This is a genomic window from Sphaerochaeta associata, assembly GCF_022869165.1.
GTDB lineage: Bacteria > Spirochaetota > Spirochaetia > Sphaerochaetales > Sphaerochaetaceae > Sphaerochaeta > Sphaerochaeta associata.
On the sequence record NZ_CP094929.1, the window covers coordinates 2,369,671 to 2,383,666 of the forward strand.

At 49.4% G+C, this 13,996-nt stretch carries 14 protein-coding genes; 12 read left to right on the plus strand and 2 right to left on the minus strand.

Annotation, left to right across the window (positions count from 1 at the left end; translation table 11 throughout):
* Positions 1-6: 6 nt before the first annotated feature.
* Both MUG09_RS10950 and MUG09_RS10955 read right to left on the minus strand, forming a co-directional pair.
* Complete coding sequence (locus MUG09_RS10950) at positions 7-1,209, minus strand: restriction endonuclease subunit S (protein WP_244771466.1); 1,203 nt, start codon at positions 1,207-1,209, stop codon at positions 7-9.
* 1 nt (position 1,210) lies between these two features.
* A complete protein-coding gene (locus MUG09_RS10955) occupies positions 1,211-3,778 on the minus strand; it encodes a type I restriction-modification system subunit M (RefSeq protein WP_244771467.1) in 2,568 nt (855 codons plus the stop codon).
* Between the two features lie 395 nt (positions 3,779-4,173).
* On the opposite strand from MUG09_RS10955, the gene MUG09_RS10960 reads away from it, so the two are divergent.
* The 12 genes from MUG09_RS10960 to MUG09_RS11015 all read left to right on the plus strand — a co-directional run bounded on the left by MUG09_RS10960 (position 4,174) and on the right by MUG09_RS11015 (position 13,975).
* Complete coding sequence (locus MUG09_RS10960; protein WP_244771468.1) at positions 4,174-4,557, plus strand: helix-turn-helix domain-containing protein; 384 nt, start codon at positions 4,174-4,176, stop codon at positions 4,555-4,557.
* A gap of 6 nt (positions 4,558-4,563) precedes the next feature.
* Positions 4,564-5,283, plus strand: a complete 720-nt coding sequence (locus tag MUG09_RS10965; protein WP_244771469.1) for an ImmA/IrrE family metallo-endopeptidase — start codon at positions 4,564-4,566, stop codon at positions 5,281-5,283.
* Positions 5,284-6,043: 760 nt separating this feature from the next.
* Positions 6,044-6,535, plus strand: a complete 492-nt coding sequence (locus MUG09_RS10970; protein ID WP_244771470.1) for an RNA polymerase sigma factor — start codon at positions 6,044-6,046, stop codon at positions 6,533-6,535.
* A gap of 118 nt (positions 6,536-6,653) precedes the next feature.
* A complete protein-coding gene (locus tag MUG09_RS10975; protein ID WP_244771471.1) occupies positions 6,654-6,866 on the plus strand; it encodes a hypothetical protein in 213 nt (70 codons plus the stop codon).
* A complete protein-coding gene (locus tag MUG09_RS10980; RefSeq protein WP_244771472.1) occupies positions 6,856-7,377 on the plus strand; it encodes a hypothetical protein in 522 nt (173 codons plus the stop codon). The genes MUG09_RS10975 and MUG09_RS10980 overlap by 11 nt, the downstream gene beginning before the upstream one ends.
* Complete coding sequence (locus MUG09_RS10985; protein ID WP_244771473.1) at positions 7,370-7,762, plus strand: DUF2800 domain-containing protein; 393 nt, start codon at positions 7,370-7,372, stop codon at positions 7,760-7,762. The genes MUG09_RS10980 and MUG09_RS10985 overlap by 8 nt, the downstream gene beginning before the upstream one ends.
* A gap of 154 nt (positions 7,763-7,916) precedes the next feature.
* On the plus strand, positions 7,917-9,380 hold the full coding sequence (istA, locus tag MUG09_RS10990) for an IS21 family transposase (RefSeq protein WP_244771474.1): 1,464 nt from the start codon (positions 7,917-7,919) through the stop codon (positions 9,378-9,380).
* A complete protein-coding gene (gene istB / locus MUG09_RS10995) occupies positions 9,377-10,168 on the plus strand; it encodes an IS21-like element helper ATPase IstB (protein ID WP_244771475.1) in 792 nt (263 codons plus the stop codon). Before istA ends, istB begins: the two co-directional genes overlap by 4 nt.
* Positions 10,158-10,523, plus strand: a complete 366-nt coding sequence (locus MUG09_RS11000; protein ID WP_244771476.1) for a hypothetical protein — start codon at positions 10,158-10,160, stop codon at positions 10,521-10,523. Before istB ends, MUG09_RS11000 begins: the two co-directional genes overlap by 11 nt.
* 96 nt (positions 10,524-10,619) lie before the next feature.
* A complete protein-coding gene (locus MUG09_RS11005; protein ID WP_244771477.1) occupies positions 10,620-11,384 on the plus strand; it encodes a DUF2800 domain-containing protein in 765 nt (254 codons plus the stop codon).
* Positions 11,384-11,947: a DUF2815 family protein gene (locus tag MUG09_RS11010; RefSeq protein WP_244771478.1), complete on the plus strand. Its 564-nt coding sequence runs from the start codon at positions 11,384-11,386 to the stop codon at positions 11,945-11,947. The genes MUG09_RS11005 and MUG09_RS11010 overlap by 1 nt, the downstream gene beginning before the upstream one ends.
* A gap of 87 nt (positions 11,948-12,034) precedes the next feature.
* Complete coding sequence (locus tag MUG09_RS11015) at positions 12,035-13,975, plus strand: DNA polymerase (protein WP_244771479.1); 1,941 nt, start codon at positions 12,035-12,037, stop codon at positions 13,973-13,975.
* The last annotated feature ends 21 nt before the right edge of the window (positions 13,976-13,996 follow it).

Here is a 13,996-nt window from a genome sequence, read left to right on the forward strand (position 1 = left end):
CCACCTTTATATAAACATTTTATCGAGCATTGATTTTTTTACATTCGTGAGCTTTTCAAGTTTTCGATGATGAAGGGTGATAAGGTTATCAATAGATAGAAATAATTCCCCAATTCTTTTTTGCTCAACGGTAATGGGTGAATTATATGTAAAAGAATTCAGCTCATCTCTGTTGATCTTGGGCATACCTGAGCGCTTAGAAACGGATACGGTGTAACGGTAAAAATAGTCTGACTGAATTAAGGCAAAAAGGAACTTTTGATCAAGCCCATTTTTTGAATTTAAAACATAAGCATCTGCACTTGTAAGCCCTTCAAACCTCATGAATGCGTACTTTCCTAGCTGTGGGTTGATTTTTCCATATATGATATCTCCATCATAGAAATGAAACTTTCCGCTTATTAAATTCTCTTCTTTTACGGTCTTCACATTATCAAATACACGACCAGTAAAGGACTCAATATTCCCAGGTGCGACATGAGGCAAATCATCATAGTCACCACATTTTGGATCAACCATTTCTGTTGAAATATCAACAGTATCTGACCACTTACGCTGTTCCCAAGGGTCAGTAAAACCACCGAATCTTATTTCAGGAACATTTGAACCGTTTTTGGGGAACATTTTCTCAAGCATGGCTTTCTTGACCGAAACCAGTTTGTCACACTTACGCTGATGAAGGGTGATAAGATTGTCTAGGTTTTTGAAAGTGATTCCAATACGTTCCTGCTCTGCTCTATCAAGAGGAACTCGGATCTCAATCTCAGCCAAATCGCTTGCATTGATTGCAGGATAGCTCGTACCGGTACATCTATCCAAAACATTTTTCACAAATCTATCTTCTTGTATCCGGCTAAACAGAAACCGGCTGTCAATATGCGGCCTCATCTGAGCATAGCCAGTGGAAAAGACGAAGTTATCATAAGGTAATTCAAAGAGATAGTTGTTTCTCTGATATGGCCTGACAGTCTGATAAAATACATCGCCCTGTTTTGCAAGACGTTGTGCCCGAGATGGTGCGGATTCACGTTTTTCTGTTCGATGACTTATCATGTCAGTACCAACAACCGATTCCAGGTCTACATACTCAAAGCTATCTGGCAAAACAGAATTAGGATTGAAGTCAGCAATTTTTCCCAACTTACGCTGTTCCCAAGCATCATCAAATTCAGCAAATCGAATTACAGGTTTCTTTACATTCTCTAGCATATCACTCCACTCCCAACAATGACATGAATTCGGCAAGACCTTTCAGGTCATGGTTGCTACCCGTGAGTTCTTTCACCATGGAACCCAAGGCAAATTCGGTCTCACATAGGTCATCCTCAATTTCTGAGAAGGTAGTTTTGTACTTCTCAGCAAGCGACCTAACCTTAGTTACAAGCTCATCCAGGATTGCATTGGGAATTGAGTGGATGCTAGCCAATAGAGGGGCGATCCATTTAGCCTCGAGCAATGATCTTGCATCCTCATAAGACAAGCCCTCTATTACAGTTTTAGTCTTATTGTGGAGCGCAATACTCTCCTTTTTTAGTTTAGACTTCAACTGTTTCTCTTCCATCATAAGGCTATTAATAAGAAGCACCTTTTCTTCAAACGAATCCTCAGGTATTAAATATCCTTTCTTTTTATCAGCCATCAATTTTTTTGCTTCTTTGACAATCCAGGATGAAAGGAAAGAATCTTTCGCTTCATTGATCCCCTCTGACTCTTTTTCTTCCTCAGATAAACCATCCAATATCTCTGCATAGGTGCCATTGATCTCATATATCCTATCCTCAATCGCATGTAGGTGGTCACTCTCATCTTTGAGCAGAGTCTTTTCAACCAGTTCAAAGGGGATCACACGCCCCCTCCAACCATCCTGGACCTCTTCTTCCTTCTTGGTGACCATCCTTGGGTCTGCCTTTTTGGTTGCTTCAAATCCTTCCGTCTGCAGTATCTCCAAATCTATCGCTATGTTTGTCCATTCATCATCCAACAATTGATAAACATCATATTTATCGACCAGAGGAAGACCTTCAAAACGTGCAAAAATATCATCACTGAGAAGTAACTCTTCGTTTGTGATTTTTACACTCTCGAATCCATCAATCAGATCATTCCTGAGTCTATCTTCAAAACTTTCAAAGGAACTCTTAAAACTCTCGACAAATTTAATAACGCTAGGATGAGTCTTCACAGCCTCCCGTATATCATCCACAGCCAAAGTTCTGGGACCATCACCTTTGATAAACAATTTTTCCTCAAGACCAGGAAAAGCTTTCCAATATTCATGCAGGTCTTCAATCTCATTTTCAGGAATTCCTCCAAGCATCAATGAGTAGATGTCCCATTTCTCAGATGCCTCGGAAGAGTCAACATATCTTGGAATGTTAAGATTGTATTCATTCAGGCGTATCTCTTCTTTACTAACCAGCCTCGCAAACTTTGGTAGACTTTTCCGTTCCGTGACGACATCAACAGTTTTCTTGATGTCGCAAGCCCTGAGCTTATTTTTCTTTCCAACCTTGGTAAATCCTTTGGATGCATCTATGATCAGCACATCATCTGTATTCCTAGTCATCTTCAATATCATGATAATTGTTGCAATTGGTGTACCAAAGAAGATATTCTCAGGAAGCCCAATGATCGCATCAATATGGTTGTACTCAATAAGATTTCTCCTGATCCTCTCCTCCTCCCCACCACGGAACAACACTCCGTGGGGCAGGACGATGGTCATGATCCCATTGGGTTTTAGATGGTAGAGATCATGCAGAAGAAAGGCATAATCGGCCTTGCTCTTGGGAGCAAGACCAAAACGTGCGTACCGGGGGTCTGATTCTTTGTTGGAAGGATCCCACGCCTGGGAATAGGGAGGATTGGAGACCACCGCATCCACGTAGAGCGGGTTGTAGGTATTCAGCGGATCATTGTCCTCGAAATACGGCCAATCTTCCTCTAGAGTATCTCCATTTCGTGTGACGATGTTGTCGGGAAGAATCCCCCGCATCACCATGTTCATACGAGTAAGATTATAGGTATTTTCCTTGAGTTCCTGCGCGTAATACTTGATGCTATTCTCATCATCAATATGTTTTGCAACCGACTGCCCAATATTGATAAGCAATGATCCAGAACCACTGGTGGGGTCATAGATCTTTATCTCTTTCTTGTCCTTGAGGTGGTCGGCAACTATCTCCGACATCAAGAGCGACACCTCGTGAGGAGTATAGAATTCGCCCGCCTTCTTGCCGGCATTTGCGGCAAACATGCTGATCAGGTATTCGTAGATGAATCCCAACACATCATAGCTCTGTCTACCGTCCATTGGGATAACCTTAATCAATTGGATAAGATCCCGTATCGCCTTGGTCTGGGAGCTAGAGCTGTCACCAAGTTTGCTCAAGCCGGTCTGCAGCGTATCAAAGATCTTCTCGAACACTTTCTTGTGTGATGGGTTGATATTACGGTTGAACGCAGAAAGCGCATCCCTGACATTGGAGACATCGAAGTCCGAGCCCAACTCTATCCAAGTTGAGAAAAGATGATCGTAAGAGATGAAATAGCCTACATTTTCCTTGATGAATTTCACATCATCAATCTCAGCTTCTGAAAGTGCCTGTATGTCTTCTTTTTTAAAATGATTGTTTATAAAAAACTTCATTTCTTTATCAGATAAATATTTATAGAATATAAAACCTAAAATATAATCCTTATATTCATGGGCTTCAATCTTTGAGCGCATTCGATTTGCGGCTTCCCAAATTCTTGAAGCCAACTGTTGCTTATTCATAATAATCCTCCAGTTAAAATCCACCTTATTCAAAGCTGTGGTCGATAAAGCTGGAACTTACCAACTCAATGACTAGATAAACGTCCTTGCGAAAAGGTTTCTATGTGCATATTTTGTATGTAGGATACCCCTTAGCTCGGGATAATTGCAAGAAAAATAGCCCAAGTACACATTTAATGACCCTTTCCTATTCCCTTAAGATGTGTTGGAAACCGAGTCTGAGCGAAAACCAGTTGACACCTCCCCTCTTATCCATTACCCTCAAGCCCATCCAAATACTACTTAACACCTGTTTATACTATTTTCCAAAATCCTATTGACCCTCAACCATCTTTCGTACTATCTTGCCTTCATTGAGCCTGATGACTAACAGGCTTACAAGGATAGTAAGGATTATGAAGAAGACTACCGTGACTTTTGGCGAGTACCTAAAGCACAAACGCGATGAAAAGCAGATTAGCTTGCGTGAGGTGGCTCGTACTTTGGGGGTGTCAGCACCGTTTCTCAGCGATGTGGAGAACAATCGGCGTGCACCTTTGACCGAGGAAAGACTGGCAGATTTGGCAAACGTGCTGAATCTGAATGAAAAAGAGAAAGCCGAGATGTATGACATAGTCGGCAAGCAAAAAGGCCTGCTCGCACCGGATCTGAATCCGTATGTGACCGATAGGCCGTATGTGAACGCCGCACTCAGGACTGCAAGAAACCTGGAAGCGAACGAGGAAGATTGGCAACGATTTGTCGATGATCTGATCAAGAGGAAACACGGGGACAACTGAGGAAAGATGAAAAGATGCGCATGTAGACTCGACGCCAACGGGATACCCCATTTGAGCAAGAACCAGCTGGAAGCCTATGGAGAACGAGTGCTGCGTGACTTTTCCCCTGAGGTCTTGCTAAAACCACAACCCATGGATATAGACAGGCTTATCACCCACTACATGGGCTTTACCCTGGAATACCAATACCTGTCACATAACCAGGTGTATCTGGGAATCACGGTTTTCGAAGATACCGAAGCCCTGCCCGTGTATGTCCCTGAGTTGGACCAAGCCAAGTTCCTCTCGGTGAAGAAAAATACCATCATCATTGAGGGAACCCTTGCCGACAATCCATCGTTCATCCATCGTGAGCGGTTCACAGAAGGGCATGAGGCATCGCACGGGTTGATCCATCCCGAATATTATCAGCGGAAGGCCCAGATTGCCAGCTTGCACGATTACTGTGGTGGTATCTACTCAAAACCTGCCTTCCCTGATCTCAGCGGTGTCGATACCGACGGCAAACGCTTGAAAGGTGAGGCATGGCTCGAATGGCAGGCAAACTATCTGGCATCAGTATTGCTGATGCCCAGACATGCAGTCAAACGACTGAGGAATTTAATCGAACCCAAGGGTAGTCCATTCTGGCATCAAGAGCTGATCCAGACGATGGTCGAGGTGTTCAATGTCTCTGAGGAAGCTGCAAGGGTACGTCTGATCTCACTGCACTGCCTTCCCACATAACCAACAACCACCGGTGTCCGCCATGCAATCCCTGTGATCGTTAGCGGATTGTCTATCATAAAGATTCCTGACTGCCACTTCGCAGCAGGTTTCTTTTTCACTTCTATGTTAGCTTTACAGCTAACAATCTACAACAAGAGGAGTTGCGATGAGTATTCCTATGAGATGCCCCAACTGCGGAAAGCGGGCATTCGATGCTTCCGGATTTCACAAGGCGGATGAACCGGTGGAGATCTCGCTCAAATGTCCGCAGTGCGGTCGATTCGTGAAAGTTCCTATTGCACAGCACATGTGCCTGCGCACGAGAAAAGGAGGAAAGCGCGTTCATATCATAAATACATAACACTGAGGGAAGCTCCTCCACTTAATATACCGACATCTTGCAAGTCGGACATACCGAGCAATGGGACCGCATGACGAGTCACCGAATAGCCGGATGATGCACAAGACACACGTTTTGTAATCATCCGGCTTTCTTTTGCCCGAAAATTCTTATTCAGGATCATCAAGACCCTTTGCTCCATAGGCCGAAGAGTGATGGTCATCATCTTCTGGATTCGTTGGATCCAAACGACAGCATCCCTGTGCCAGGCCAGGATTCCCCACTGGGATGCACCATATCAATCACTGAACGCCGGATGTAGGGAATGCGCCGGTCGAAGGTCAAAACGGAGATGCGTTTTGATTTCGGCCAGCATGCCCTCGTCGCTGCATACCCGAATGCCTGTCTCCGTTTTGCCCGAACCCCAAGGAGGGGAACATGGCAAAGGACGCCAGGACAGAATTCTTTTATTGCATCGACGGAAAACCGTACCGACTTACCCCAGGTAAGGACGGAATTACAGAGGAGATCGTCACCGTTCTCCGTGACTCATACCATGCCGAGAAACTGAACGATCGGTATGAGGATGAACTGCAAGATGCAAAGTTCAAATTCTCAAAGACTCTTCACGATACCAATCCGGTAGCTCATCCTACCGACCCTATTGAGCACCTTGTGGATATTTCCCAAGCCCCAGAGGAGGTTCTCTTCCAGGAGGAGTTATCTCCCTCGATCAGGGATCAGGTACACGCGATCATTCCCCAATTGATCCCTGCCCAACAGGAGCTTTTCTGGAAGCTTTGCGAGGGTAGGCAACTCGTCGATATCGCCCGAGAGGAAGGGACCACGGACAATGCGATCCGTAGCCGCCGCAGGAAGATGTTCGATCGCATCAGGGCTCTCTATGCCGAGGAGTTCGGGGGTGCATAGTCCCCGAATTCTCCTTGGGGTACGGATTTCAGGTATTAGGCAGAGGCTGTACACACGGGGTGATGCCACACCGAAACAGCTTCCGGGGAAACACCCCGTACAGCGATGGAGAAACACAATGAAACTTCAACACAGGGTCCAAATCAATGTGGCCCAAGGCGGGGAAGGAACCCAGGGGGTGCTGGGTAGCCGTGGACGAAAGTTACCCGCAAGGTTGCTGCGATTCCTGTTCGGACAGTACAGCGAAGTGCTCGTACTTACACCGGGCAAGACGGTCAGGAGCGTCGAGATACATGAGATGCAAGAAGGAGTGAATGAAAATGGAAGGTAAAGCCCAGTTGTTGCTTGATGGAGCCAAGGGATTCAGATCCCTTGCGGAGGCGCTCGAGTTAGCCGCCGAAGTGCTTCGCACACAAGACCTGAAGAACCTGCTTGGACAAAAGGATATCCAACCAGACCTTTTTGAAGCGCAGGACTCACCAACGATTCAAGAGCCCCCAAAGGATGAAAATCCTTTGTCTTTGATCGATGTGCGCAAGATACTCGCAGAGAAGTCACGTGATGGTCACACGGACCAAGTGAGGCTGCTCCTACAAAAGTATGGAGCTGACAAGCTCTCAGCGATCGATCCCTCCCATTACAGAAATCTTGCCGATGAGGCTTTTTGTCTGGGAGCGACATTGGAAGATTTGAAGGCTGCCGTCGATGCAATCACCTCGAAGGACGAGGCCGATCAGCTGCCAGCCATCTTCGAACACCACTACGCCACCAGCCTTGAGGATCTGAAACCGGAATATTACCCGGGTTTCCTCCGGGATATCAGGAGGCTTGCCGATGAGTAGGCATGCCCTTCTCTCTCCCTCATCGGCCTCACGATGGACAATGTGTCCGCCATCGGCACGCCTATGCGAACACATCGAGGAAAAATCCAGCGTCTTTGCCGAGGAAGGAACCGAAGCCCATACCCTATGCGAGTACAAGGTCAAGCTTGCCCTGGGAATCAAGATAGAGGACCCGAGACCCACCTTGCACTACCACAATGAGGAAATGGAAAGCTGTACCGATGAATATGCCGCATTCGTCCTCGAGGCATTGCAGCTTGAGAAGGATGCTCAAAAAGATCCGTTGATACTCCTTGAACAACGCCTGGATATCAGCACGTATGTACCTGAATGTTCCGGGACCGGAGACTGCATCATCATCGCCGACAGGAACTGTGTAGCGTAAACTAAAAATCCCTAGAAAGATCACTTCATCTTCCTTGGTCTGATCACGGGAAATTCCCGGGATTGTTCAAAGGGACAGTTGAGAAGCTGCCCTTTGGAAAGTAACCTTTGATGTAGAAACAAATACATTAAAGGAGAAAGGAGAAGTGCTCAACATGTCCCAAATCAATTGTATCAGAGATTTGAGGAAAGAGGGATACTCAGTGGCAAGGATTGCCAGGGAAGTATCGGTCGATGAGAAGACGGCGAGGAAGTACCTCTGCATGGAAGACTTCTCACCGAAGCCGCCTCAAAAGAAGGAGGGGTTGCCCAGCAAGCTGGACCCCTACAAGCCGCAGATAGACGGATGGCTTTCCAACGATGAAAAGGAGAATTCGAAACAGCGCCATACCGCCCAGCGCGTCTATGACAGGTTGGTGGAGCTGCATCCGGAATTCGGTTGCTCCTACCCAACGGTATCGCGGTATGTGAGGAAAACACGTGCACAACGCTCGAGTTACAGGGCCTGCCAGGAGCTGGTATGGCATCCGGGTGAGGCCCAGGGGGACTTCGGCGAGGCGGACTGCTATGAAAGAGGCGTCAAGCAGCGCAAGCATTATCTTGTCTGCGTGTTTCCGAATTCAAATGCGGATTTTCCCCAGATGTTCAACGGAGAGACCAGCGAATGCATCTGCCAGGGCTTTCAGGACGTCTTTGAGTTCATCGGCGGAGTCTTCCCCCTGGTTGTGATAGACAATGCCACCGGAGCAGGTCGTCGCATCGGGCAGGAGATACGGGAAGCGAAGCTCTTCGCCCAATTCAGGGCTCACTACGGCTTCTCCATACGATTCTGCAGTCCGGGTAGTGGATGGGAAAAGGGGTGCGTCGAGAATAAAATCGGCACGGTCCGCAGGAACCGGTTCGTTCCCCTGCCCGAGTTCGACGACCTGCAGCAATACAACAAGGGCTTGCTGGAGCAGGCGACGAGCTTTCAGGGAAATACCCATTACAAGAAGAACACAATCATAGGCGAGCTTTTCGAACAGGACCGCGAGGCACTGCTGCCGCTGCCCCGACACCGTTTTGATGTCTGTCGGTATGTGTACGCCAAGGCCGACGGGTACGGGAAGGTGGAGATTGACGGCAACCACCATTACTCAACCCGTCCCGAATACCGGGGAAGCGAAGTGCTGGTGGGCATCCGGGCCCACACCGTCGACATCTATGACGAGAAGCGCAAGATCCTGGTGAGCCACGTCCGCAAATTCGGCAAGGAGCGGTCCGACAGCGTCGACCCAAGAACCTCCATGGCCGTACTCATGAGAAATGTGGGAGCGTGGCCCAACAGCGGTGTGAGGGAGATGGTGTCCTCCCCCGTACGCGATTATCTCGATGCGCTGGACAGGGAATCGCTGAAGGATGCCCTGCGAACGATGAACCTGCTGAGCGAGCGCTACAGCTTCGAAAGAGCACTTGATGCGTTCGACCTGGTGCTGAGGAACCCCGGCAACGCCCCGTTCAGCGATGCAATGGTGTTTGCGGCGAGGATGGCGGAGTTCGGGGACCAAACCGACCTGGACGCCGGTCCCGACCTTTCGTTGTACGACCAGCTTCTGGAACAACGGAGGGTGCAGCCATGATGATGACTTCAACCATCCGCATCCAACGTAGGGAAGAGATATCGGACATGTGCCGGAAACTGTTCCTTTCCCAACAACTGGTAGCGTTGTGCCAGCAGGCAACGCCGAGGCAGGAAGAGTTCCTGCATGACGTGCTGTCAATGGAGGTGGAGAGCCGGGAACGCTCAAAACGCTCCAGGCTGCTCAACCGGGCCCGGTTTCCCATGCCCAAGAGCATGGAAGGCTACGACTATTCTCATGTGCGCCTGCCGCCTTCCATTACCAGGGTGGAACTGGAAGGCTGCGAATTCATTGGCAGGAAGACCAACCTGGTCTGCTATGGACCGGTGGGAACCGGGAAAACGCATATGGCCATAGCACTGGGGATGAAGGCCTGCGAGATGGGCCTTGCAGCCCGGTTCTATACGGTGACCGAGCTGGTGCTGAAACTGGCCGAGGCACGGAAGAACGGAGTCTTGGAACGCTTGGTGTCGGACATACGCAGACTGGATCTGCTCATTCTTGATGAGTGGGGGTACGTACCGGTGGACAAGGAGGGGTCCCAGCTCCTGTTCCGCATCATCAGCGACAGCTACGAGAGCAAAAGCCTCATTCTTACGACGAACCTCGAGTTTTCCAAGTGGGGTGGCATCTTCACCGACCAGCAGATGGCTGCAGCAATGATCGACAGGCTCATCCACCATGGGCACCTGCTTGTGTTCGAGGGGCAGAGCTACCGGATGGAGCATGCATTGATGCGGAAGACCGCATCCGAGCGGTCGAAAGGGGGTGACGAACATGGTCGTTGACAAACAATACTTGCGTGAATTGCGTTCGTGTTACCGATACGACGGTACAAAATTCACCGAGGAGCTCGAGCAGATCATATTGGACCGGTTGGGGATAGAACCCAGCCCGCATGAATACTCGGAACAGGACCTGCATGAGCAGGCCAGAAAGATAGTAATGCAGTACCAAAGCCCTGAAGGAAGGCTTCGACTGTTGTACGGCTTGGACAAGATCGAGAACGAGATGGCTTACCTGGGCAACAAGCTTGCCTACCTGAAAGGTAAAATTGCACATCAGCTGCATGGGGAAACGGATCCAAACGTGATCTTTGTGATTGAGGATGAATATGAGGATGTCCCTGATTACAAGCCATAGTTTCTGGATATCTGCATAGATTCCTGTGCAGATGATAAAACCCGGGAATTTCCCGTGATTAGACACGGGATTCCCTGGTGATTAGACCAAGGATTTTTGCTTGACAAAACACAGAACCTGCATATCATCGACTTCAAGTACGGACAGGGGGTCGAAGTCTCTGCAGACCACAATACCCAGATGATGCTCTACTCCCTCGGAGCTCTTGATATGTTCGGCTCGCTGTATGAGGTGGAAGAGGTATCGATGACCGTATTCCAACCCCGCCTTGCAAACGTGAGCACATTCACCATGACTGCCGATGACCTAACCAACTGGGCTGAATCCTATCTCAAACCAAGGGCTGAATTGGCATTCCGAGGCAATGGTGAATTCTGCTCTGGTCCCCATTGCCGCTTCTGCAAGGTGAAAGCCACCTGCCGTAAGCGTGCCGAGGCAAACCTGGATCTCGCTCGCTACGAGTTCGCCGAGCCTGTACTTCTGGGAGTTGACGAGATTGCAGAGATCCTGAGGCAGGCTGACGAGTTGGCTTCCTGGGTAAGCGATATCAAGGGGTACGCTCTTTCGGTATTGGGTAGAGGAGGAAAACTGGAGGGATTCAAGCTGGTCGAGGGTAGATCGATACGCAAGTACACCGATGAGCAGGCTGTCGCCGAGGCAGTCAACTCATCCGGGTTTGATCCCTACGAACACAAGGTACTGGGAATCACGGCAATGACCGATTTGCTGGGAAGGACACGTTTCAATGAGATCTTGGGCCCATTCATCTACAAGCCCAAAGGCAAACCGACGCTTGTACCGGAAAGCGATAAAAGACCGGCTATCACAATCAACGACTTTGACGACATGGAGGAAAAGTAATGTCAACAATCGCTAATCCAATGAAGGTAATCACCGGAAAGAACACCAGATGGTCCTACGCGAACGTGTGGGAGCCCAAGTCCATCAACGGGGGAACTCCGAAGTACTCGGTCTCCCTGATCATCCCCAAGAGCGACAAGGCTACAGTGCAGAAGATCAAGGCTGCCATCGAGGCTGCCTACAAGGAAGGCGAGGCAAAGCTCAAGGGCAATGGAAGAACAGCCCCGTCGCTTGCATCGCTGAAGACTCCCTTGCGCGATGGTGATATCGACCGCCCGGATGACCCAGCTTACGAGAATGCGTTCTTCATCAATGCCAATAGTGCCACCGCACCCGGTATCGTTGATGCGGATTGCAATCCCGTGCTGAACCGCAGCGATGTGTATTCGGGTGTCTACGGACGGGCCTCGATCACCTTCTATGCGTTCAACTCCAACGGCAACCGCGGCATCGCGTGCGGGCTTCAGAACCTGCAGCTGATTAAAGAGGGAGAGCCTCTGGGCGGTAAGGCGAGTGCCGAGAGCGACTTCGCCACCGACGACGAGGATGATTTCCTTGCCTGATCCCTTCGGAAGAGGACGGTGGCAATATGCTGCCGTCCTTTTCATATGTGTTTACTTGAAGCCCAACTTCGTTACCAGGAGATCAGGATGAACTACCTTAGCATCGATATCGAGACATATTCTTCGATCAATCTAGCCAAAAGCGGAGTTTACCGTTACTGCGAGGCAGAGGACTTCGAGATCCTCCTGTTCGGTTACAGCGTGGACGGCGGGGAGGTGAAGGTCGTCGATCTCGCCCGGGGAGAGAAAATCCCCAAAAACATATTCAGTGCTATCTCCGACGATGGCATCATCAAATGGGCGTTCAATGCAACCTTCGAACGTATTTGTCTTTCCCGCCATTTGGGGTTGCCGACAGGTACCTATCTGGACCCGGTCTCTTGGCGTTGCACGATGATCTGGTCGGCGTATCTGGGACTACCCCTATCGCTGATGGGCGTCGGTGCAGTGCTCGGTCTTCAGAGACAGAAGCTCTCCGAGGGCAAGGATCTGATCAGATACTTCTGCACCCCATGCAATCCTACTATCACCAACGGCGGACGTACCAGGAATGCAGCTGATGATGCACCTGACAAATGGAAATTGTTCATCGAGTACAACAAGCGCGATGTCGAGGTTGAGATTGCCATCCATCAGCGCCTCTGTCGATTTCCGGTTCCCGATGCCATCTGGGATGAGTACCACCTTGATCAAGGCATCAACGACCGGGGTGTGTTGATCGACAAGAATCTCGTGGGTAATGCAATCAGGATGGATAAACGTGCCCGAGAAGAGTTGATTGCGAGGATGAAGGATCTCACTGATTTGGAGAATCCCAACTCGGTATCCCAGGTAAAGACCTGGCTGTCAGAGAACGGTCTTGAAGTCGATTCTCTTGGCAAGAAGGATGTGAAGGCAGCTTTGCAGGATGCCCCGCGCCAGATACAGGAAGTGCTCGAGCTCAGGCTTCAGCTTGCCAAGTCGTCGGTGAAGAAGTACCAGGCGATGGAAAACGCAGTTTGCAGCGATGGCAGGACTAGGGGCATGTTCCAGTTCTACGGGGCAAACCGTACCGGGCGGTGGGCCGGAAGACTCGTGCAAATGCAAAATCTACCCCAGAACCATCTGGAGGATCTGGAGACTGCAAGAACCTTGGTGAATAGCGGTGGGTATGAAGCGGTGCAGATGTTGTATTCCGATGTTCCCAACACATTGTCACAGTTGGTCCGTACTGCATTCATCCCCAGAAACGGATATCGATTCATTGTTTCGGACTTCTCAGCCATCGAAGCAAGAGTGCTCTCCTGGCTTGCAGGGGAAACCTGGCGCATGGAGGTCTTTGCGGGCAATGGCGACATCTACTGTGCATCGGCTTCACAAATGTTCAAGGTCCCTGTAGAGAAGCATGGCCAGAATGCCCATCTGAGGCAGAAAGGGAAAATTGCCGAATTGGCACTCGGTTACGGCGGATCGGTAGGAGCTCTGAAGGCGATGGGCGCCCTGGATATGGGCCTTGAAGAGAATGAGCTCAAGCCATTGGTGGATGTGTGGCGGCAATCCAATCCAAACATCGTCCAGCTTTGGTGGAATGTGGACAAGGTGGTTAAGGAAGCGGTCAAGGATAGGATGTCGACCAACACACATGGCATCAGGTTCTCGTATGAGAGTGGCTTCCTGTTCATCACGTTGCCATCAGGCAGACGGCTTGCCTACGTGAAACCCCGTATGGGTACCAATGATTTTGGCAGCGATTGTGTGACCTATGAGGGCGTGGGAGCCACAAAGAAATGGGAACGCATCGAAACCTATGGGCCCAAGGTGGTGGAAAACATCGTGCAGGCAATCAGCCGTGACATTCTCTGCTACTCGATGCAGCAACTCAAGGATCATCGGATCTGCATGCACATCCATGACGAGATTGTCATCGAGGCACCTGATGAAGTGGAACTGAAAGACATCGAGGCTTCCATGGCGGCATCGCCATCATGGGCGGATGGATTGCTGCTCAATGCGGATGGCTTTGAGACCAAATTTTACAAGAAGGACTGAATATGAATATTCGCAACAAGG

Coding starts and splice junctions, on each gene's coding strand:
- MUG09_RS10950 (WP_244771466.1), bottom strand. CDS start 1,209: ATGCTAGAGAATGTAAAGAAACCTGTAATTCGATTTGCTGAATTTGAT.
- MUG09_RS10955 (WP_244771467.1), bottom strand. CDS start 3,778: ATGAATAAGCAACAGTTGGCTTCAAGAATTTGGGAAGCCGCAAATCGA.
- MUG09_RS10960 (WP_244771468.1), top strand. CDS start 4,174: ATGAAGAAGACTACCGTGACTTTTGGCGAGTACCTAAAGCACAAACGC.
- MUG09_RS10965 (WP_244771469.1), top strand. CDS start 4,564: ATGAAAAGATGCGCATGTAGACTCGACGCCAACGGGATACCCCATTTG.
- MUG09_RS10970 (WP_244771470.1), top strand. CDS start 6,044: ATGGCAAAGGACGCCAGGACAGAATTCTTTTATTGCATCGACGGAAAA.
- MUG09_RS10975 (WP_244771471.1), top strand. CDS start 6,654: ATGAAACTTCAACACAGGGTCCAAATCAATGTGGCCCAAGGCGGGGAA.
- MUG09_RS10980 (WP_244771472.1), top strand. CDS start 6,856: ATGGAAGGTAAAGCCCAGTTGTTGCTTGATGGAGCCAAGGGATTCAGA.
- MUG09_RS10985 (WP_244771473.1), top strand. CDS start 7,370: ATGAGTAGGCATGCCCTTCTCTCTCCCTCATCGGCCTCACGATGGACA.
- istA (WP_244771474.1), top strand. CDS start 7,917: ATGTCCCAAATCAATTGTATCAGAGATTTGAGGAAAGAGGGATACTCA.
- istB (WP_244771475.1), top strand. CDS start 9,377: ATGATGATGACTTCAACCATCCGCATCCAACGTAGGGAAGAGATATCG.
- MUG09_RS11000 (WP_244771476.1), top strand. CDS start 10,158: ATGGTCGTTGACAAACAATACTTGCGTGAATTGCGTTCGTGTTACCGA.
- MUG09_RS11010 (WP_244771478.1), top strand. CDS start 11,384: ATGTCAACAATCGCTAATCCAATGAAGGTAATCACCGGAAAGAACACC.
- MUG09_RS11015 (WP_244771479.1), top strand. CDS start 12,035: ATGAACTACCTTAGCATCGATATCGAGACATATTCTTCGATCAATCTA.